18 protein-coding genes are annotated in these 22358 nt (G+C 41.5%); 12 read left to right on the forward strand and 6 right to left on the reverse strand.

The features are described 5' to 3' along the window. The first annotated feature begins 5 nt into the window (after positions 1-5). The 12 genes from glgB (at position 6) to ACKLNX_RS14905 (ending at position 16777) form a co-directional block, all read left to right on the forward strand. Positions 6-2192 (forward strand): 1,4-alpha-glucan branching protein GlgB, encoded by a 2187-nt coding sequence (gene glgB, locus ACKLNX_RS14850; RefSeq protein WP_412972917.1) that lies wholly within the window; start codon positions 6-8, stop codon positions 2190-2192. A gap of 2 nt (positions 2193-2194) precedes the next feature. Then, positions 2195-4336: a glycogen debranching protein GlgX gene (glgX, locus tag ACKLNX_RS14855; RefSeq protein WP_412972918.1), complete on the forward strand. Its 2142-nt coding sequence runs from the start codon at positions 2195-2197 to the stop codon at positions 4334-4336. Between the two features lie 205 nt (positions 4337-4541). Next, positions 4542-6101 (forward strand): NADP-dependent phosphogluconate dehydrogenase, encoded by a 1560-nt coding sequence (gndA, locus tag ACKLNX_RS14860; RefSeq protein ID WP_412972919.1) that lies wholly within the window; start codon positions 4542-4544, stop codon positions 6099-6101. Between the two features lie 10 nt (positions 6102-6111). Beyond that, complete coding sequence (gene msrB, locus ACKLNX_RS14865; RefSeq protein ID WP_411693946.1) at positions 6112-6486, forward strand: peptide-methionine (R)-S-oxide reductase MsrB; 375 nt, start codon at positions 6112-6114, stop codon at positions 6484-6486. A 448-nt stretch (positions 6487-6934) separates the two neighbouring features. Then, a complete protein-coding gene (locus ACKLNX_RS14870) occupies positions 6935-8419 on the forward strand; it encodes a glyceraldehyde-3-phosphate dehydrogenase (RefSeq protein WP_412972920.1) in 1485 nt (494 codons plus the stop codon). Positions 8420-8499: 80 nt separating this feature from the next. Beyond that, positions 8500-9006 (forward strand): TlpA family protein disulfide reductase, encoded by a 507-nt coding sequence (locus ACKLNX_RS14875; protein ID WP_412972921.1) that lies wholly within the window; start codon positions 8500-8502, stop codon positions 9004-9006. Positions 9007-9136: 130 nt separating this feature from the next. Continuing rightward, entirely contained in the window at positions 9137-10264 is a 1128-nt protein-coding gene (locus tag ACKLNX_RS14880) for a M14-type cytosolic carboxypeptidase (protein ID WP_412972922.1), read from the forward strand. Positions 10265-10391: 127 nt separating this feature from the next. Beyond that, positions 10392-12053 (forward strand): alanine/glycine:cation symporter family protein, encoded by a 1662-nt coding sequence (locus ACKLNX_RS14885; RefSeq protein WP_412972923.1) that lies wholly within the window; start codon positions 10392-10394, stop codon positions 12051-12053. A gap of 109 nt (positions 12054-12162) precedes the next feature. Beyond that, a complete protein-coding gene (locus ACKLNX_RS14890) occupies positions 12163-12486 on the forward strand; it encodes a hypothetical protein (protein ID WP_411693941.1) in 324 nt (107 codons plus the stop codon). A 2-nt stretch (positions 12487-12488) separates the two neighbouring features. Next, positions 12489-12866, forward strand: coding sequence for a YeaC family protein (locus ACKLNX_RS14895; RefSeq protein ID WP_412972924.1), 378 nt, complete (start codon positions 12489-12491; stop codon positions 12864-12866). Continuing rightward, positions 12856-15651 carry a DUF349 domain-containing protein gene (locus ACKLNX_RS14900; protein ID WP_412972925.1) on the forward strand — a complete coding sequence of 932 codons (2796 nt, stop codon included), beginning with the start codon at positions 12856-12858 and terminating at the stop codon, positions 15649-15651. The genes ACKLNX_RS14895 and ACKLNX_RS14900 overlap by 11 nt, the downstream gene beginning before the upstream one ends. A gap of 10 nt (positions 15652-15661) precedes the next feature. Then, positions 15662-16777, forward strand: a complete 1116-nt coding sequence (locus ACKLNX_RS14905) for an asparaginase (protein ID WP_412972926.1) — start codon at positions 15662-15664, stop codon at positions 16775-16777. 139 nt (positions 16778-16916) lie between these two features. Here the strand turns inward: ACKLNX_RS14905 and ACKLNX_RS14910 are convergent, their stop codons facing one another. The 6 genes from ACKLNX_RS14910 to ACKLNX_RS14935 form a co-directional block, all read right to left on the reverse strand. Continuing rightward, positions 16917-18029, reverse strand: coding sequence for a cystathionine gamma-lyase (locus tag ACKLNX_RS14910; RefSeq protein ID WP_412972927.1), 1113 nt, complete (start codon positions 18027-18029; stop codon positions 16917-16919). Between the two features lie 63 nt (positions 18030-18092). Next, positions 18093-19055, reverse strand: a complete 963-nt coding sequence (gene lipA, locus ACKLNX_RS14915; protein ID WP_412972928.1) for a lipoyl synthase — start codon at positions 19053-19055, stop codon at positions 18093-18095. Continuing rightward, positions 19048-19692, reverse strand: a complete 645-nt coding sequence (lipB, locus tag ACKLNX_RS14920; RefSeq protein WP_412972929.1) for a lipoyl(octanoyl) transferase LipB — start codon at positions 19690-19692, stop codon at positions 19048-19050. Before lipB ends, lipA begins: the two co-directional genes overlap by 8 nt. 5 nt (positions 19693-19697) lie before the next feature. Then, a complete protein-coding gene (gene ybeD / locus ACKLNX_RS14925; RefSeq protein WP_411694249.1) occupies positions 19698-19961 on the reverse strand; it encodes a DUF493 family protein YbeD in 264 nt (87 codons plus the stop codon). An 8-nt stretch (positions 19962-19969) separates the two neighbouring features. Then, positions 19970-21124, reverse strand: a complete 1155-nt coding sequence (locus ACKLNX_RS14930) for a serine hydrolase (protein ID WP_411693934.1) — start codon at positions 21122-21124, stop codon at positions 19970-19972. Positions 21125-21371: 247 nt separating this feature from the next. After that, a complete protein-coding gene (locus ACKLNX_RS14935) occupies positions 21372-22328 on the reverse strand; it encodes a septal ring lytic transglycosylase RlpA family protein (protein WP_411693933.1) in 957 nt (318 codons plus the stop codon). Between the last annotated feature and the right edge of the window lie 30 nt (positions 22329-22358).

Genomic DNA, 22358 nt, shown 5'->3' on the forward strand with positions numbered 1-22358 from the left:
TGAGTATGGCGGATTATTCAGGATTAACAAATGGGCATTGTGCTTTACCATTTAGCATTCTTGGCCCTAAGCAAATTAAGACCAAAACAAGCGTCACACTTTGGGTTCCTGAAGCCAGTAAAGTCACTTTATATTGCGTTAAGCATAAAAAGAAGTTAGTACAACTCAAAGCACTTGAGGCGGGTGTCTTTACCGGTGAATTTAAAACGCCAAAAGAAGATGACTTTACTTATGAAGTGCATGCTGAGTTTGCATCGGGTGAACATCGCTATATTGACCCTTATCAATTTCATGCTGAAGCCTATCACGCGGTTCATTTTGTTGACCATCAACCTGAAAACTTATATCAACAGATTGGTGCACAACTTACTGAATCCAAAGGTGTACAGGGTATACGTTTTGCAGTTTTCGCGCCCAATGCGTCGTCTGTTTCATTGATAGGCGACTTTAATATTTGGAACCGTTTATCTCATCCAATGCAAAAAACGGATTTGGGCTATTGGGTTTTGTTTGTACCGGGCTTAAAAGCAGGTGAGCAATACAAATATTCAATTAAAGATAATGCTGGTCATCAACTGCCAGATAAAGCTGATCCAGTTGGTTTTCATCATCAACAATATCCTTCTCATTGCTCCGTTACTTATGATCAAAATGCTTATAAGTGGAATGACCAAGCCTGGTTGAATAGAAAAAATATCGATCACTATAAAACGCCTATGAGCATCTATGAAGTGCATCTGGGCTCGTGGCGCAAACCAGGCGACACAGAACAACGTTATTTAAGCTACGAAGAATTAGCAAAGCAATTAGTCGATTATGTAAAAGACATGGGCTATACCCATATCGAAGTGCTACCTGTATCTGAATTTCCATTCGATGGCTCGTGGGGGTATCAACCAGTAGGTTTGTTTGCACCAACAAGTCGCTTTGGTGACCCTGATAGCTTTAAGTTTTTTGTAGATACTTGTCATCAAAATAATATTGGCGTAATCGTCGATTGGGTTCCTGCTCACTTTCCAGAAGATGCGCACGGTTTAGCGCGTTTTGATGGTACTCATTTGTACGAATATGAAGACCCGCGCAAAGGCTGGCACCCAGATTGGAACTCGTGTATCTATGATTTTGGCAAGCAAACGGTTCGTCAATTTTTAGTCGCTAATGCTTTATTTTGGTTCGATAAGTATCATGTAGATGGCATTCGCGTAGATGCTGTGGCTTCCATGCTTTACCTCGATTACTCGCGTAATGATGGAGAGTGGATCCCTAATGTCGATGGCGGAAATCATAATTACGAAGCGATTAGTTTGCTGCAATGGATGAACACTGAAGTGTATGCCAAATTCCCATGGGCGATGACAATAGCTGAGGAATCAACATCTTTCGCGGGTGTTTCAAAGCCCGTAGATTCAGGCGGACTTGGCTTTGGCTTCAAATGGAATATGGGCTGGATGCATGATTCATTGCATTATATCGCTAAAGACCCTGCTTACCGTCGCTTTCATCATGGTGAGCTGACTTTCAGTATGGTTTATGCTTTCGATGAGAATTTCGTATTACCTATTTCTCATGATGAAGTGGTGCACGGCAAAGGCTCAATGTTACAGAAAATGCCAGGCGATGAATGGCAGCAAGCAGCTAACTTGCGTGCTTATTACGGGTTCATGTTTGCTCATCCGGGTAAAAAATTACAGTTTATGGGTAATGAATTTGCTCAGGACCGAGAATGGAATCACGATATATCGCTCGATTGGCATTTATTAGAACAGCCCAAACATCAAGGCATCAATCAATTATACAAAGCCTTGAATACCCTATACCAATCCACACCTGCTTTGTATGAATGTGATCATAGTGCCGCTGGATTTCGTTGGATTGATCACAACAATGCTGAGCAATCCGTGGTGTCATTACTCCGCCGTAATGCCAGTGATACAGAACAAGTTGTTGCAATCGCTAACTTTACACCAATCCCAAGAGATAACTTTCGTGTTGGCGTTGAAAAGGCAGGCAAATACGCCTTAGTGATGAACACAGACGATAGCCAATATGGTGGCAGCGATTACCTTGCGACTCTTGATATCTCTAATGTCGAAGTTAAAAGTGAAAAAACAGCTTGGAACGACTGTCCTTACTCGATTGTGCTTAATCTTCCGCCATTGAGTTTGATTATGTTGAAGTGGAATAAAAGCTAATTATGCCAAACCAGTTGCAAGGTCACGATTTCACTTTATTACCAGGTCAAGTCGCTCCATTTGGTGCGAATATAAGTGCCGACGGTTGTAACTTTTCAATTTATTGCCCAGATGCAAAGGATGTTTATCTGTGTTTGTTTGATGAAGCAGACATTGAAATTGCACAAATTAAATTAAAACAGCGTGTCCAGTCCAAGTGGTTTGGTTTCGTGAAAGGTGTAAGCGAAGGGCAGAAGTATGCCTACAGAGTGAACTCTAAAGATCATCGTAAAGTAAACACTGAAATGGATGTGGGACGTTTACTCATCGATCCCTATGCGAAACAATTGAGTCACGCTTTAGTGTGGGATCGTGATGCCTATGTAGGAAAGACCTCACCAGTAATCGGTCAAGCTGTTAAAGACAATCAGGCCTTTATCCCTAAATCTATCGTGACAGCCTCTGTTCCTTGTGATCGACTAAAGCACTCATCAAATTCATTGAGTACTAATGGCGAACAGCCTGATCGTATAATTTACGAAGCGCACGTTAAAGGCTTAACTCAAAATCATCCAGATGTGCCTGCAGAGCAACGAGGAAAGTATCTCGGTGCTTGCCATCCTAGTGTGCTAGCGCATTTGAAGTCTCTAGGCGTTACGTGTATTCAGTTTTTGCCTGTTTTTGCTTTCATGCCAGAACCCTACATAAGTGAAAAAGGCCTTACGAACTATTGGGGATATAACCCCATAAACTTTTTTAGTCCAGAGCCAAGATATGCAGTGAAGGATGCGTTAGCTGAGTGCAAGCACATGGTTAGCGAATATCAAAAGGCAGGCTTTGAGGTCATACTCGATGTGGTATTTAATCATACGGCTGAAAGTGGCGAACCAGGAAGTATTCTCTCATTCAAAGGCTTGTGCCATCGTCATGCTTATCTGCAAATAGTGAATGATGAGTTAAATACGCCAACCTATATTAATTATTCTGGTTGCGGTAATACAGTTAATACAGCTGATACATATATGATGACTTTAATCATCGACTCTCTAAGGTATTGGGTAAGTGAAATTGGTATCGACGGTTTTCGATTCGATCTTGCGGCATCATTGGGTAGAGAACCTATAGATTTTCATGCCGACGCAACGATATTCAAGATATTACGGCAAGATCCGGTACTAAAAAATGCGATTATGATCGCTGAACCTTGGGACATTGGTCCGGGAGGTTACCAACTAGGTCAGTTTCCTGATTATTGGCTTGAGGTGAATGACAAGTACAGAGATACAGTACGAGGTTTTTGGCGCTCAGATACCGGCTTGAAAGCTGATTTTGCAACTCGATTCATGGGCTCACGAGACGTATTCCCTAAAGGGATGCGACCAATGCTAACGAGTGTAAACAACATTACATATCATGATGGTTTCACTTTGCATGACCTTGTTAGTTATTCAAAGAAACACAATAAGGCTAACTTAGAAGATAATCATGATGGGCATAACCATAATTTAAGTGATAATTACGGTGTTGAAGGTGAGACAAGTGACCTCGATATTTTAGAGCTTCGTGAACAGCAAAAGCGAAATCTATTCGCTACATTGATACTTTCACAAGGTACTCCTCATATTCTGGGAGGGGATGAATTAAGTCGATCACAATTAGGTAATAATAATGCCTATTGCCAAGACAACGAGTTGAATTGGTTAAATTGGGAGTTGGATGAACGCCAAAAATCATTTTTAGCATTCACGAAGTATGTTATCCAGCTACGTAAAGAAAACCCTTTACTGAGTCATATGATGTTTGAGGATGACCAGTTTGATAGTCAGGTAAATATAGACACCGCCGATTGGTATAGAGTAGATGGTTCGTTCAAACGAGACCAAGATTGGACTAACCAGGACCATCATTGTTTTGCACTGCATATTATTGGTGCGACAAAAGCTTCACCAGGGCAACAAGTGCGTAAGGCACAAGAGTGGCTCTATGTGGTTAATAGCTCGAAAAAGAGTGTAGAGTTTAATTTACCATTACTGTTGAAAAATCAAGATTGGAAGTGCGTTCTCAATACAGCTATCAGTGATATAGCTGATTATGAAAGCCAATCTATGAGCCCGCTGTTTACAATGGAAGCGCGAAGCTTTTGTTTATTTAAACACAGGGACTAAGCAAAGAAAACCCAGTGAACAATGTGCTTTGCGAAGACTAAGTAAATGCCTAACAAGTTTTTTGATTTAAAAACACATAACGTTAAGAACATATAACTGTAAGAACGCAAAACTTTTAAAATACAAAAGAAAACGCAAAGCTGTTTATCCTCTTAGCGATTGGGTGGTATGATCCTACATTCATTCGAAGATAAGAGAGCCAAGTATGAGTGTCACATCTGCAAATCCCAAAAGTAATGAAGCTTCCACCTTATGTGATATAGGGTTTATCGGATTAGGTGTGATGGGTAAAAACCTCACACTCAACTTGGCAGATAATGGCTATAAAGTTGCTTGTTTCGACCTCGATCAAAGTAAAATAGATGCTATTTTGTTGCAAGATGAATTAGAGCGCACTACGCCAGAAGCTAGAGTAGTTGCTTGCCATTCTTATACTGAATTACTCAAAAATTTAAAAGCTCCCCACACCATAATACTTTCCGTGCCCGCTGGTGAACCTGTTGATCATGTTTGTCATCATCTAATTGATGCTGGAGTTCAAGCTGACGATATCGTTGTAGACACAGGTAATAGTTTGTGGACAGACTCAGTAGAGCGTGAGGCAAAATACAAAGGTAAGTTTATATTCTTCTCAACCGCAGTATCTGGTGGCGAAGTAGGGGCACGTTTTGGGCCATCTCTCATGCCTTCAGGCGACCCATATGCTTGGACTCGAATTGAATCGATATGGCAGGCAATAGCGGCCAAAGTAGATCCAATTAGTGGCTTACCCATCGAATCTTATGAGCCAGGCAAGCCGGTGACACGCGGCGAGCCATGCACAACCTACATTGGCCCTGTTGGTGCAGGTCACTATGTCAAAATGGTGCACAACGGCATTGAGTATGCCGATATGCAGTTGATTTGTGAGGCTTATCATATCATGCGTACAGGGCTTGAAATGAGTCCTAAAGAGATTGCAAAAACCTATCGCGAATGGAATCAGGGAAAGCTAAACAGCTACTTAATTGAAATCAGTGCTGAAGTACTCGATCAAGAAGATCCAGAAAGTGGTGCGGCGTTGGTCGATATTATTATGGATAAAGCCGGTCAGAAAGGGACTGGATTGTGGACAGCGGTAAGTGCTTTGCAGGTGGGTAGCCCTGCACAGACCATCACACAAGCGGTTTTTGCAAGAAGCTTGTCATCGTTCAAAACAGAACGCGTAATGGCGAGTAAGAAGCTTTCAGGCCCCGATCCATCTATGACAACTCAGGACACAAAAGAAACGGTCATTAAGCAGCTTCATGATGCTCTTTATTGCTCAAAAATATGTGCTTATGCGCAGGGCTTTCAGTTGATGAGCATTGCGGCAAAAGAGCACGGCTGGAAATTAGATTTTGCCGAGATAGCAAAGATATGGCGTGCAGGTTGTATTATTCGAGCTGTTTTCTTGCAATCTATTACTCAGGCCTATGAGAATGATGAGCATTTGGAAAACTTACTTTTAGATCCTTATTTCATTGATCAAATTAGTAAGTACCAATCGAATTGGCGTCGTGCAATTGCCTCTGCAACAATTGCTGGCATTCCATGCCCCGCAATGTCTTCAGCCTTAAGCTACTACGATTCATACCGTTGTGAAGTATTGCCAGCTAATTTATTACAAGGTCAAAGAGACTTTTTCGGTGCGCATACATTTTCGCGTATCGATAAACCAGAAAGCAAAAAATATCATATAGAGTGGAACAGTCCAAATCGTCCACAAGTGATGATTAAGAAATAGAGGTGCGAATATGAGCGATCCTTGGAAAGACAAACTAAGTCCAGAAGAATACCGAGTCACTCGTCAAGCAGGCACAGAAAGACCTTTTACTGGCGAGTACCTAAATAATACAGCAACGGGTAATTACTTGTGTAAATGCTGTGGTGTTAAATTGTTTGAGTCGGATGCTAAATTTGACGCTGGCTGCGGTTGGCCATCATTTTTTGAGCAAAGCGCCGAAGCAAATGTAATTTACCGTAGCGATGATTCTTTGGGCATGAAAAGAACTGAAATCTTGTGCAAAAACTGTGAAGCCCACTTAGGTCACGTCTTCGATGATGGTCCTAATCCGACGGGACAGCGATATTGTGTCAATTCACTCTCTTTAAACTTTAAAGATACATGAGCTTGAGTGAAATCAAGTTTATTAAGTTTTTTTGATGTAAGTTTGTTACAGCTTGTGATCTTCATTGGCCCATTTGATTTTTGGGCCGACCTTTCCAGCAAAATTCAATATTGCTTAGGATTAATGATTTTTAAACAATGTCTTAGCGGCATCGTATTGATGCTTTTGTAAAATTATTTCCTCAATTCCTCTCCAAAATTGTTAATTTAGCCTATGCTGTTAATAATAGAAGTCTTACAAAAATCGTTCTATTTCTGCATTTGTAGATAAATTACATAAATAAAAGCGTTGTTTTAGCTTAAATTAAAAAAAGTGAAATTTATCAACAATTTGGCATAGCCTGACGGATTGCATAGAATACGCACCGCAACGCGAGTATTGCCGCTTATGGCGAGCGATATCGATCACTTAATAGCAACATTAACACTATGTTTAGAAGGCATTTTGCATGAATCAGCAGTTCGAACAGGATTTATTATCTAGTTGGCAAGAGAGACAGGAATTTGCGGAAAAAATGCTACCTATTATCGGTAGTCTATATCGCAATCATTGTGTTGAAATTACACTTTATGGACGCACCTTGCTTAACGCAAGCGCCATCGACGTCATCAAAGCGCATCGCACAGTAAGACGTCATGAAGGTGAAAAACTGCGACTTCGCGAGAGCTGGCCTGTTTTGGAAGCAATTAGCAAAATGCAGTTGGCTCCTGTTGAGATTGATATCGGTAAGCTTGCATTTGACTTTTTCCACGCAGATAAAACGGGTAAGGCGAACGACGGCAAAGACAGAAGCGATCTTCAGGCTTTTTTGAATGAAGAATTGAAAGAAGTTCATAACCAAGCAGATACACATAAACCAACAGACGTTGTGCTATACGGTTTCGGACGTATCGGTCGTTTACTTGCCAGGCTTCTTATTGAACGTCAGGGCAAAAGCAATAAGCTTCGTTTGCGCGCCATTGTTGTGCGTGGAGGCAGAGAAGGTGATTTAGAGAAACGAGCGAGTTTGCTGCGTCGTGATTCAGTGCATGGTCCTTTTAACGGTAGCATTACCGTTGATGAAGAACGTAAAGCAATAAAAGCGAATGGCTCATACATTCAAGTTATCTACGCAAATAGCCCAGACGAAATTGACTACACTCAATATGGCATCGACAACGCAATTGTTGTTGATAACACGGGGATGTGGCGTGATGAGGAAGGCTTAGGTTTACATTTGAAATCAAAAGGTGCAGCTAAAGTATTGCTAACAGCGCCAGGAAAAGGTGCCATCAAAAATATCGTACATGGTGTAAATCATAAGGACATTCTTGCTTCGGATACAATCTTGTCTGCTGCAAGTTGCACAACGAACGCCATCACTCCTGTGCTAAAAGTGTTAGATGAAGAATATGGTATTGAGAATGGTCACGTAGAAACTGTGCATTCTTATACGAACGACCAAAACTTGATTGATAATTACCACAAAGCTGATAGACGAGGCCGCAGTGCGTCATTAAATATGGTTATCACTGAAACGGGTGCAGCCAGCGCTGTGGCAAAAGCTTATCCACAATTGGCTGGTAAGTTGACGGGTAATGCTATTCGTGTCCCCACACCAAATGTTTCAATGGCGATTTTAAACTTAAACTTAAAATCTGTCACAGACAAAGAAAGTATTAATAACTTCATTCAAAAAGCGAGTTTGTTTTCTGGCTTACAACATCAAATTGACTTTACAGCATCAAAAGAAATTGTATCGACTGATTTAGTCGGCGCAAGAGCGGCAAGCGTTGTTGATTCTCAAGCAACAATCGTCGCCGATAACAGGGCCACTTTGTACGTTTGGTACGATAACGAATTTGGTTACAGCTGTCAGGTTATGCGTGTTGTTAGAGATATGGCTGGATTAAAATATCCATTAATACCTACCGCAAAACCAGTCAGCGCTTAATCCAAGTTGATTGAAAGTTTTAGTCTGCATGCCGTGTCTATTTAGACACGGCATTTTACTATTTAGCATTTGGAAATAAATTGGATTTAAAATCTTTTCTTAAAAAAAGTTCATGGCCCAGAGATATCCTGATAGGCGTTCTTATTATTGCTGGTTTCATGACTTATCAAAATCGCAACCTACTAGCTGACAACGGTTCGATTCAAATTGCTCCACAAAATTTTGTTCAGTTAAATGGCGATATGTACTCACTTGAGCCAAGTAATAAGAAAACGCTCATTTATTTTTTTGCGCCATGGTGCAGTGTATGTAAGATGAGTATAGGTAATTTAGATGTCGTTGATACTCAAAAGTATAATGTGATTCGAATTGCTTTAGATTATCAGTCTGTTGAAGAAATAGAGGCTTTTGCCCAGGACGCTGAAGTGAAGGGGACAATTTTATTAGGTGGTCCACCGCACAAACAACGTTTTAACATCAGTGGATACCCGACTTACTATATTTTGAATGAAAACTTACAGGTGATAAAACGTGATATGGGATACAGCACTTCTTTAGGTCTCAGTATCAGAACCATGACGCTTTAGCTCAATAGCCTAACTATTTTCAAAAAAATGCCACAAAAACGACAATAAATCGTGATAAATGCGTCTGGTCGTATTACCGATTAATCTTGCCTATGGTAAAGTATGCAAAATTTCGAAGTAGAGCATTTAAATGATAATAAGCAGCCAATTTGATAGTGGTAACATTCGAGTTATAGAAGCGAATGACCCACAAAATATACAATTAGCCATTAATCCTGATAATGGTTCAGAGTTTTATCAATGGTTTCATTTCAAATTACAATCAAGCAAGTTTATTGAGCATAAAATTCATATCGGCGAACTAGAGAAATCAGCCTACCCAGATGGTTGGCCAGGTTACCAAGCAGTAGCGTCATATGATCGTGAAGAGTGGTTCAGAGTTGATACGCAATTTGACGGTAGCAAACTCACCATAGATTTCGTTCCAGAGTACGATTCAGTTTATTTTGCTTATTTCACACCTTATAGCTATGAGCGTCATCAAGACTTCATTTCAGCTGCGCAAATGTCACTAGACTGCGAACTAAGACACATCGGTTTTACTTTGGATAAACGTGATATGTCTTTGCTTGTAATTGGTGAGGAATCTGAAGGTAAAAATAAAGTTTGGATTACAGCAAGACAACATCCTGGCGAATCGATGGCTGAATGGCTAGTTGAAGGCTTAGTAGGGCGTTTGCTTGATGAAGATGATGGCGTAGCAAAACAATTATTAGAAGATAATGTGTTTTATGTTATTCCGAACATGAATCCAGATGGCTCAGCGCGTGGTCACTTGCGCACTAATGCAGTTGGTACAAACCTGAATCGAGAATGGGCAGAACCTTCGGCTGATAAAAGCCCTGAGGTTTTGTATACGCTTCAAGCTATGGATAAGTATGGCGTTGATATGTTCTTGGACATCCACGGTGATGAAGCCTTACCATACAACTTTGTAGCAGGTTGTGAAGGCAATCCTAATTACGACGCTCGTTTAGCGGCATTAGAAAATACATTCAAAGATGCATTAATGATGGCGACGCCAGAATTTCAAGACACTTTTGGATATGACAAAGATGAGCCTGGAAAAGGCAATATGACGGTAGCTGCGAATGCGGTAGGACATCGCTATGACTGCCTCTCTTATACGCTTGAAATGCCATTTAAGGATAATGATAACTTACCTGATCCAGCTTATGGTTGGTCATCTACTCGTTGCCAACAGTTAGGCGAAGACTTGTTAATAGCAATAAGAGCAGTTAGTAAAACTTTGCGTTAAGTATTTTTGCTTGCATGCACAGTCATAATAAACTAAAAGACGTTTTACCAAGTCGCGATCAAAATATGCTAATGTGATCAGCGCAAAACAAAATTAACAGCAAAAATAAGAATAAGAGGACGTGATTTTGGAAGGTATATTAGATTTTTTTAACTTGTTAGATAGCTTTTTAGGTAGTGCTAGTTGGTTTCCTTACGCACTCTTGGGTGTGGGCGCATTCTTCACTATTTATTTAAAATTCCCTCAAATTAGATACTTTAAACATGCGTGGTTAGTTGTAACAGGTAAGTTTGATAAAGCTAATGAACCTGGTGATACCACTCACTTTCGAGCTTTAACTACTGCACTTTCGGGCACTGTCGGAACCGGAAATATTAGTGGCGTAGCATTCGCAATATTTTTAGGTGGACCAGCGGCTTTGTTCTGGATGTGGGCGACTGCATTTTTGGGCATGACGACTAAATTTGTTGAAGTTACTTTGTCGCATAAATATCGTGTTAAAACAGAAGATGGCTCGATGGCCGGTGGTCCAATGTACTACATGGACCGCAGGTTAAATATGAAATGGCTAGCCGTTGCATTTGCAATTGCAACTGTTATTAGCTCGTTTGGTACAGGTAACCTTCCTCAAAGTAACGGCATCGCGACGAGCATGGAGTCAACCTTTGGCTTTTCTCCAATGATAGTTGGTGGTGTTTTGTCAGTTTTGTTAGGTCTCGTTATTTTAGGAGGTATTCAACGTATTGCTGCTGTAACAAGTAAAATAGTGCCTCTCATGGCAGTTATATACATTATTGGTGCGTTCGCGGTTATCTTTGCGAACATCGAAAACATTGGTCCTGCTTTCGCTTCGGTAATTTCAGACGCATTTACAGGCTCAGCGGCTGCTGGAGGCTTCTTAGGGGCAACATTAGCTTATGCCTTCAACCGTGGTGTGAACAGAGGTTTGTTCAGTAACGAAGCCGGTCAAGGTTCTGCTCCAATTGCTCACGCTGCAGCAAAAACGAAAGAGCCAGTATCAGAAGGTATGGTTTCTATCTTAGAACCATTCATCGATACTATTATTATTTGTACGCTGACTGGTTTAGTTATACTGTCATCTGGCGTTTGGCAGGAGAAGCACCAAAACGTATTTGATCGTTCAGACATGACCTTTATGGCAGGCGAGTATGATCAAACTAAAAGCGAAGATATTAATAAACTTTTCCTTCACTTAAATAACGTTGAAGGTGCTAAAGCCGAAAACTTTAATGGTGAAATTCAAGTAGTCAATGGCGTTGCTGTAACCGGTGGTTTTACACTGCTAAACAGTCGCTCATTTGCTGATGATGTCACCTATAGTGTTGGTTCTACAGAAGACCCATTCACAGGTAGACTCAAGGTAGAAGATGGCGCCTTGGTGAAAGACAGCATAATTGTTGAAGGAAAGTCACTTGTTCACTCTGCTAACTTAACAGCAATTGCGTTTACTCGTGGTTACTTTGGCGAATCGGGTAAGTTTATTGTATCGATTGGACTACTGCTATTTGCATTTTCAACGGCTATTGCATGGTCTTATTATGGTGATCGCGCCATGACATACTTGCTCGGCCCGCGTTCTGTTATGCCATATCGAGTGATATACTGTGCAGGATTTTTCTGGGCCGCAGTTTCAGATACAACATTGGTTTGGGCCTTATCAGCGGTAGCTATCGTAGTTATGACACTACCCAACTTATTCGGCATTATGATGCTAAGAAAAGAAATGAAAGACTCAGTAAACGAGTACTGGGAAAAATATAAAAAGTAAAACTCATCAATAGTTGTGAGTCAAAAGGTTAGTCGAATGGTCGATTAACCTTTTTTTACGTAATAACAATTAAATTTAGTCCTTTGAATCAAATTAAACGGAGACATGTATGGCTATTACAGCATGCCCATCCTGCTCTAAACCCATCTCTGATAAAGCAAAATCATGCAGTCATTGTGGGTTTAATATTGGCAGCGCCACTGCTGAAGATATTGAACGAAAAGCTAATCTTGCTCATTATCTCGCGATGCAAAAATTACAAAATCAATCAATAATAGCGATATTATTATTCCTTGCAGGTTGTGGATTTGTATATTGGGGGGGCTCAGAGCCTGGCGAAATTCAGTATAATTTTTCCATCGGTACCGCAATCGTTGGCTTCGTTTGGTATGCCGTTAACCGTGTAAGACTCGCGTTAGCAAAAAGGAAATAGTAGTGGATATTCAGCAACTTGTTAAAGCAATGACTCCAGAAGTTTACGAGAATTTACGAAACGCAGTAGAGACTGGAAAGTGGCCTGATGGCAACGCACTAAGTGAAGAGCAGAAGAGCAATTCTATGCAAGCCGTCCTTATGTATCAGGCACAAGTAGAACAATCCGACCAGCATATGACCATCGGTAAGAATGGCGAAGTTGTGCAAAAGAGTCGTCAGCAACTTCAGCAAGATTTCGCAAATGCTCTCGATAAAGACTCAGATAAAAATGACTTAGATAAAGATGACTTAGATAGAGATAACACACAAGACGCTGCTGTATCTAGCAGCCCTCAAGACCTAAATACGATTGCGCGGTTCAAACAAGATGATATTTGATCGATTCTTTAAAGCAAAGCACTTAAATTCCAACCCTGAAGTGCGATTGGCTGCCATCGAAACCTTGTCCTTAGACAAGGCTAGCGATAAACAAGCGCTGCATGAGCTGGCGTTTAATGACAGTCAGGCCACCGTGAGTTTAGCTGCATTAGACAAGCTAGGTTCTTTTCCATTATGGTTGAAGGCATCAGAGACTTCTGAGAACGCAAGAGTCAGAAAACAGGCCCATGAACGCGTACTGGCTGAAGTTAATAATCCAGAATCAACTTTAGTCAGCCAAGAAGAGTTCGACGCATTTGTTGCCGAAACGAAGAATACTGGCTTACTAGAGCAATTGTTGTTTTCTAATCAACGCTTGCAGCAAAACGATGTCTTAGCCTTATCAGCGTTACTTAAAGTGAATAAAGTAAACACTAATCGTCTGTACTTTAAGGAGCATGCTAGTCAAGCTCAACAGCAAGTTATTGTAAAGCGCACTGATGATATCGCCGAGTTAAGTAAACTTCTGAAAAACACGAATGATGCAAAGATCGCTTCTGCTATAGAAGTAAAAATAGAGGATCTTAGACAACGAGAAGCATTGCCAATCAAGCTTAAACAAGATGCGACGCTGGTGATATCAAAACTACTTGCGCTAAAAGACAGTAACGACTACGAACAGATTTTCGAAAATAAGCAACAGCTTTGTGCTGAATTTGAGCAGTATAAAATACAGTTTCACGTATTGGATGAAGAGACCGCATTGCTGCTTGCGGAAAAGTACTTACGCGTCAACGAGTCTATCGAAAAGCGATTAGCTGCTTTGAAGGAAGATTGGCAAAGTGCAAATGAATTGAAGCAGACAACGAATGCATTAGCAGAAATTGAAGCTCGCTTTAGCGAAGTGAAACAGCAGGTCGATGCTATTTTAGAGTCAATTGACGATCCTAGTTTACTTGCACAATCCAAACTCTTAAGTAATGCACTGGCCGATATTGGTCTGGATGTTGAGGATGCGAGAAAGCGTCCACAAACAGTTGCTCACAAGCGAATAATTAAACAGCTTGCTCAACATATTGAAACCTATCAAGGCTTTTTAACTCAACTTCCTCTTGCCCGAGAAGCGCAACAAAAGGCAAAGGGTTTAGTCGAGCAATTACAAGCACTGTCTGAAGAGTTAGCGGCTGAAGACTTAGCTGTTGAGTTAAAAGCGCTTAAACTTCAATGGAAAGAGTTGTTGCAGGGGGCAGTATTACCTTTGCCTGATTCGATTGTAAGTGCTTGGCGTGAGGGTACGAAAAAGCACAGCACTAAAGTAGCTGCTGCACAGGAGGCGCTTAAACAGCAGGAAAAAAAGACCTTAGGTAAACTCAAAACGGTTAACAGAATGATTGAGCAAGGCAGTTTTAAACCCGCTTTGTCGACTTTCAAGTATGCACAAAAAATGTTTGAGAGCTTACCTGAAAAAAGTAAGAAGGGCTTAACTAAGCTGTATACAGAGTTGCATGAAAAGACACAGGAGTTGCAAGAACTTCAAGCATTCATAGCAGGCCCAAGAAAACCAGCCTTGTTAGAACAAGTCAATGCACTGCTTGAGCAGGCAAATGTCGAGGATATTCCAGAACGGGCGAATAGTGTTAAGACATTACGTGCACAATGGAACGAGCTTGGAAAACTGGGTACAGAAGAAGATGATGCTCTGAACAAGGCCTTTGATGAAGCTATCGAAAAGGCATTTTTACCCTGCAGAGCATTTTACGCTGAGCAAGATAAACTTCGAGCAGACAACGCTGTATTAGCTAAAGCGTTAATAGACGAATTGAATGCTTTGGCAGAGCACGAAAACAATGCCACATTAGGCCGCGCCTTAAGCAACATTAATAAAAAGTGGCGAGCACTTGGAAATTTAGAGCAAAATGATCGTCGCAAATTACAGAAAGCGTATCAAAGGGCACTGAAGCCTATTCAAGTGAGGTTAGATGATTTTTATTCGCAAAACCTACAAGCGAAAAAAGCGCTATTGAAAAAAGCAGAACTCCTTGTAGACCTTGAGGATGTGTCGAGTGCGGCGGCGTCGGCTAAGCAATATCAACAACAGTGGAAAGAGATTGGTTTCTCAGGTAAACAAAGTGATGATGCTTTGTGGTTGGCATTTAGGAAAGCAAATGATGCCGTTTTTGCGAAAATTGGCGAAAAGCGTGATGCCGAAGCCAGTGAACTCGCCGCATTAAGAAAGGACTTTAATCAACTAGCCAGTGCGCTTAGTAAGCAGATCACTGAAGCAAGTGAAATGAAAGATCTTAATGACTTCGATAATTCGATACAGGAATTAACGCAAAAGCTTAATGAAATTCCAAGTCGACAAGCAAAAGCAGAACAGCAAAAATTAGATGCAATCACGCGTGAACGAAACGCAAAGCAAAGTGAGTTTGAGAAACAAAAGAGTGCGTCGCAGTGGCAATTATTATTCGATACATTGGCAGCTTGGACGGATGCAGACTTACCAGAAGGCACTGAAGCGTTACAGAATAAATTTCAGCAAGTGCTTAAGTCATCAGTAGCCCAGAACGATGATGGAAAGCGCAAAGAAATTACAATTCAGGCAGAAATTATCGCAGATTTACCGAGCAATAAATCGGATGAATCGCTGCGTAAAAAACTGCAGTTGCAATTAATGGCATCGAGACTTGAGGGAAGTGATATCCCAACACTTGATGGCTTATTAATGGAATGGATAAGTTGTGGACCATTGGTGAAAACCGACCAAGCGCTTTTGAAACGCTTGAAAAAAGTTATCTTGGCATAAGGCGAAACTCATGCGCAAGCACATCTACGTTGCATATACTGGTGGTACGATAGGGATGAAGCCCTCCAAGAGTGGTTTTGTTCCCGCCGCTGGGTATTTAAGCGAGACTTTGCTTAAGATGCCTGAGTTTCACCGTAGCGAAATGCCTGCCTTTACGATCCATGAATATGAACATTTGATAGATTCAAGTGATATGTCGCCATCAGATTGGCAATTGATTGCTGATGATATTGCTGATAACTACGCGCAATACGATGGCTTTATCATTTTGCATGGCACGGATACCATGGCCTACACATCGTCAGCATTGTCGTTCATGCTAGAAGACCTCGATAAGCCTGTGATTGTGACAGGCTCGCAGATTCCTTTGGCTGAACTGCGTTCCGACGGTCAGACTAATTTGTTGAATGCTTTGTATATTGCTGCTAATTATCCGATACCAGAAGTTACCTTATTTTTTAATAACAAACTATTTCGTGGTAACAGAGCAAGGAAAGTGGATGCTGACGGTTTTGATGCATTTGATTCGCCAAACTTTCCAGCCTTAATCGAAGCAGGTATCAATATTCAAGTAAACCATGATGTTGTGAGTGTATTTGATACTGAGTTGCATAAAGAGGGACATCAAGGCGTAGGACATGAAGCTGCAAACCAAGAATGTAGTATAGATAATACAAGGGCAAAGGCGACTGAAGAGAAACCAGCTAAATCCTTGAGAATTAGCCCTGTAACACCCCAGCCAATTGGTTTAGTTAGTTTGTATCCAGGCATTTCGGCCGATGTGGTGAAAAATATTATTCAGCAGCCCGTAAATGCATTGATTTTATTGAGCTATGGAGTAGGGAATGCGCCACAAAACAAGGAGCTTTTGTCGCAGTTAGTTAAAGCACAGGAGAATGGCGTTATTGTCGTTAATTGTACTCAATGCTTTAGAGGCACAGTAAACATGTCGGGCTATGCAAATGGGCACTTATTGCAAGACACAGGGCTCATTTCTGGGGGAGATATGACACCGGAAGCAACATTGGCAAAGTTGCATTACCTACTCAGTAAACCTGACTTGAGTATTGTTGATCGTAAGCGACTAATGAAACAAAACTTGCGAGGCGAGTTGACTGTTCGCTAGATAAAGACTATTCATTTATTGTAAAGAGATTAGGTGGTGTTATATAGAGATTAAGTGGCTCTGTTAAGCCATCAGAGAGTATTTGGTATTGCTTGCTAGTCACAGGTGTTATTTCAAGGTTTCTGCTTGTAGTGGGCGTTTAGAGCTTACTTAAAGCAGCTTTCACATCTCGAATTAAGTCTTCCGCACGTTCACAACCAACGCTAAAGCGTATTACGCCCTCAGGAATATTATCGGTTCCCCATCGAGCGCGACGTTCGGCCATACTATGCACGCCGCCAAAACTCGTTGCTTCGTAAACGAGTTCACAGGCTTTCAAAAACTTATCCGCCACTGTCTTATTTGCCAATTCGAAACTGATAATAAAACCGAACAGGGTTTGTTGTTGCTTTGCAATGAAGTAAGAGGGATCTGATTCGAGACCAGGATAGCGAACTGAAACGACTTTCTCATGCTGGCTTAACTCCTGTGCTAGCAATAATGCTGTGTCACACATTCGTTGGAGTCTTACATCAAGAGTAGCAAGGCTTCTGTGTACTAACCATGTTTCCATAGGTCCTGGAATATTCCCTGAATACTTACGCCACTCTCTTATTTTGTCACTTAGTGCTTTGTCTTTTGTAGAAACATGGCCGAACACAACGTCACTGTGGCCATTGACGGCTTTAGTGTCGGCGCTCATCGAAATATCGGCACCTAAGCTAAGTGGCTGTTGACCTAAAAACGTGAGGGTGGTGTTGTCGATGGCGAGCAAGCCACCATGCTGATGCAGTTTCTGTGCAGCCTTGGTGATATCAAATGTATTGAGCATTGGGTTGCTGGGCGTTTCAAGTAGCGCAATATCAATGTTTTCAAAGCTAAAATCATCAATATCTTGTGTCGCAATTGTTTTCAGTTTTACCCCAAACTTGACCAAGTATTGCTCCGCATAATAGCGCACTGGTGCATAGCCATCATTGGGCAATAATATGGTATCACCGGGTTTTACAAGGCTCGTTAGAATAGCGGAAGCTGCTGACATTCCAGAAGGAAAAATGACGGTGTCGCCACCTTCCATTTCGCGCAAGCCAGTTTCAAGACTTGTCCATGTGGGCTGGCCAAAACGACCATATTGATATGCTTCAGGATCGACATCACCGGATAAGTGGAATGTACTCGCAAACTCAGGTCCGTGACGAAAAGGACTCCCATCTTTAGGGGTTGGAGCCCCTGCATTAATGCTTAATGATGACAAAGATGGTTTGCGAGTCATTTATTTTCTCAGTTACTGTTCTGGGTATTTGCCTTCAATTTACTTGGCTTCAATACCTTCAGTTTACTTGGCTTCAACGCCTTCAGCTTGTTGATCCGCGTGATAGCTTGAACGCACCATTGGCCCGCAAGCGGCATGAGAGAAACCAATAGATTCAGCGTATTCACCTAAAGCATCAAATTCTGCTGGCGGCACATAGCGTTTAACAGGGAAGTGATGTTTACTCGGCTGTAAGTATTGCCCAAGTGTTAACATATCAACGTTGTGAGCTCTAAGGTCATCTAAAACGACTTTCATTTCATCTGATTCTTCGCCCATACCCATCATCAAACCAGATTTGGTTGGAATGCTAGGATGCTGTTCTTTAAATTTGCGTAAGAGATCTAGCGACCATTGGTAGTTAGCACCAGGGCGACATTCTCTGTATAAACGTGGGATCGTTTCCAAGTTGTGGTTAAACACATCTGGAACGCCGTTTTTAAATATTTCTAAGGCACGGTCCATGCGGCCTCTGAAGTCAGGCACTAAAACTTCAATTTTAGTTTTAGGGCTATGTTCGCGAATAGCATTAATACAATCAACAAAATGTTGAGCACCACCGTCTCTTAGATCATCGCGATCAACAGAGGTGATGACTACGTAGCTCAAGCTCATTTCAGCGATTGTTTTAGCTAATTTGATTGGCTCTTCCGCGCTTGGTGGAAGCGGCTTACCATGTGCTACGTCACAAAATGGACAACGACGCGTACATATATCGCCCAAAATCATAAAGGTGGCTGTACCTTTATTGAAACATTCAGCTAAATTGGGGCAACTAGCTTCTTCGCAAACTGAATGTAGTTTATTTTTGCGCAAGGTGGCTTTAATCTGGTCGATACGATCAGTGGTACGAGGAAGTTTAATCTTAATCCACGAAGGCTTACGCAACATTTGTTCCTTTTCTGTTGGAACAATCGTGATCGGGATATGTTTTAATTTCTCATCATCGCGAAGTTTTACACCCGCTTCTGGACGTGTATTACTCATCAAAACCTTCTCTATATTCTTTATGCTTAATACCCAAAAGTGAGCAAAAGTGATCAACTATTTTAGGGCCTGCGATAGCCAAGGAATCAGGGCCACCCAATGTGGCACAATCTACCATTTCCATGCCTGCATAGCCACATGGATTTATACTTCGGAACGGTGTTAGATCCATATTAACGTTCAACGCTAAGCCATGAAAGGAGCAACCTTTGCGAATGCGCAGTCCAACTGAACACAGTTTTTGTTCATTGACATAAACACCGGGAGCGTCTTTTTTTGCGTAAGCTTCAACGCCATAGTCAGCCATTAGATCTACAATACAATTCTCTAATCCATTCACTAAGTGTCTAACACCCAGCTTATTTCGACGAATATCAATAAGAATGTATAGCATCTGCTGACCTGGACCGTGATAGGTAACTTGTCCTCCGCGATCCACTTGCACAACCGGTATATTGCCGGGTGCTAAAATATGCTCAGCTTTTCCTGCTTGTCCTTGAGTAAAGACTGGCGTGTGTTCAACCAACCAAATTTCATCCGGCGTGTCAGCCGTTCTTGTGTCAGTGAAATCCTGCATTCTTTGCCAAATAGGGCGGTATTCTTGCTCGCCCAACTGACGTATTATGGTTGATTGCATGGAAATTAAAGCACCACCTTAACAAGTTCAAGGCTGGAAATTTCAGTGTAAATAGTTTCCATGTGCTCTTTGCTTGTCACTCGGACACTTAAAGAAAGTGAGTGATAGTTACCTTTGCTGCTAGGCTTAATGCTAGGAGAGTAATCTCCTGGTGCATGCTCTTGCAGGCAAGTAATAACATGATCTGGTAGTTCCGGATCAGCAACACCCATTACTTTGAATGTCTGAACACATGGGAACTCTAATAGCTCATCGAATTTTGTATCCATAGTCATGATTAGTCTTCAAACCCTAATTTTAAAGAAACCCAATCCATCGCTTTATTAAAGAAGCCACCTTCCTGCACTTCATGTAAAGTTACCAACGGATACGTGGCAACATTCTCGCCTTCTATTTGTAAAAATAGTTTACCGACGACTTGCCCTTTATCAATGGGGGCTTCTAAGCTATTACTCAACTCATAATGTGCTTTTAATTTGCTAGCTTGACCGCGTGGGATAGTAATCGGAGTTGATTGATCTAAGCCAAGTTCGACCGTTTCGCGATCGCCCATGTAAATGCGATGTGCTACAAAACTATCACCAGCTTGATATGGTGTAACTGATTCGTAGAAGCGGAAACCGTAACGAAGTAGCTTTTTATTTTCTACTTTACGAGAACGTTCGCTATCTGTGCCCATGACGACTGATACTAAGCGCATGTCACTTTGCGTTGCTGAAGTAATAAGGCTATAACCTGCATCAGAGGTGTGTCCGGTTTTAATGCCATCTACATTCAAGCTTTTGTCCCATAATAGGCTATTGCGGTTAAATTGCTTAATACCGTTATAGGTGAATTCTTTGATACTGTATAAGGCGTATGCTTCAGGTAATTCTGAAATAAGGGCTGACGATAAGGTAGCCATATCACGAGGTGAAGTGTAGTGATCAGCATCATGGAGGCCGTGGCTGTTAACAAAATTACTTGCCGTCATGCCTAGGCTTTGCGCGTGCGCATTCATCATACTTGCAAATGCTTCTTCGCTACCTGCAATGTGCTCAGCCATTGCAACACAAGCATCGTTACCAGACTGCACAACAATACCTTTCAATAAATCACTGACGGAAACTTGTGTTCCAACTTCAATAAACATTTTAGATGAATCTGGGAAGTTCTTCGCCCATGCATTCTCTGAAATCGTGACCATGTCGTCTAAGCTAATATTCCCAGCTTTGATTTCTTTACCAATGACATAAATGGTCATGATTTTTGTCAGACTTGCAGGAGCAAGTCGCATATCAATATTTTTTTCTGCGATGATGTGACCAGTATGGTGGTCTACCAACATAAAGCCGCCCGCCGCGACACTCGGCGGTGGTGGGATAACAACAGCTGCGTTTGCGATAAAGCATGAAGCAGCAAGGAGTAACGATGAAACTAATTTTAAGCGCATTTATTCAACCATTTTTTTGAGGTTTTGATCAACTGTGAGCATCGACTTGCAAGGCATGTTTCACCAAAAAATGGTGTCCTTGAGTTGCTTTCTTATTAAGCATGCAATCACGTGATTTATTAAATAGGGATTTTATATCAATCCGCCTACTAACTGCTAGTTATTCAGCGGATTTTTTATAACTACTTTGACTATTGCTTTTTAAACTGACAAGTAATCGATACGGCAGTAAGCCTTTCAATTTCCATTAATCAGCAGGCAGCAGCAAAGGAAAAGCACTATCGAAACCGATACTCTTCAGTTCTTGGATTAACTTTTCGGCTTTTTGTTCACTTTTTAATGGACCAAGCCTCAAACGATAGATGTTATCAATGAAAGGAGCGTATGTTGGGACTTGATAAAGTCGTGCTAATCCTTCGGATAATTCCATCACAGCCTCTTCATTCGAAAAGGCCGCAACTTGCACGTAAATTTGCTCTTCTTTTTTATCGGCAGCGACTGAGCTAGCAAGGGATGCAGAAATAGGTGGCGCTGCTGATTCAAGTTCCACACGATCTTCCAAGGTAGTTTTCGTGTCAGCTTTTGCAATCATAACAGGTGTTTGCTCTGGCTTAGCCAATGAAGGAGGGATGTCTGGCTGCTGCGGTTTACCGGCACCCACCGTCATTATGCCTTGCTCATCAATATGCACTACCTCTACTTTCACATTGGCAACACCCGTGGACAGCACATCTAACTTCTTTGCAGCAGCATATGATAAGTCAATGACGCGTCCTGGATGGAAAGGCCCTCGATCGTTCACGCGAACAATGGTCACTTTTTGATTATCTAAATTAGTGACTTTGACATAAGAGGGTAGCGGCAGGGTTTTGTGAGCTGCGGTCATTGCGAACATATCGTATGTTTCACCATTTGACGTTAAATGCCCGTGAAATTTTTGACCATACCAAGAGGCTTGACCATATTCTTCGAAGCCCTTTGCATCAAGCATTGGTGTGTAATAGTTGCCTAATACAGTATAGGGGCGAAAATTTGCTGGAGCATAAGGCTCAAATCTTGGGGTAGCATCTTCCAGATCAAGTTCACCGTAATGAAACTCAGGTGCACTGTCTTGTTTTTGCGAGTAGCGGCTATTATTGCTGCTACAGGCGCTTAAGCCAACTAGAGCGACACTCAATATGATGTATTTGTTTAGCGCATTCATTCCACTATCACTTTTGTTTTTATTTTCATT

It is taken from the genome of Glaciecola sp. MF2-115 (assembly GCF_047250385.1).
Lineage (GTDB): Bacteria > Pseudomonadota > Gammaproteobacteria > Enterobacterales > Alteromonadaceae > Glaciecola.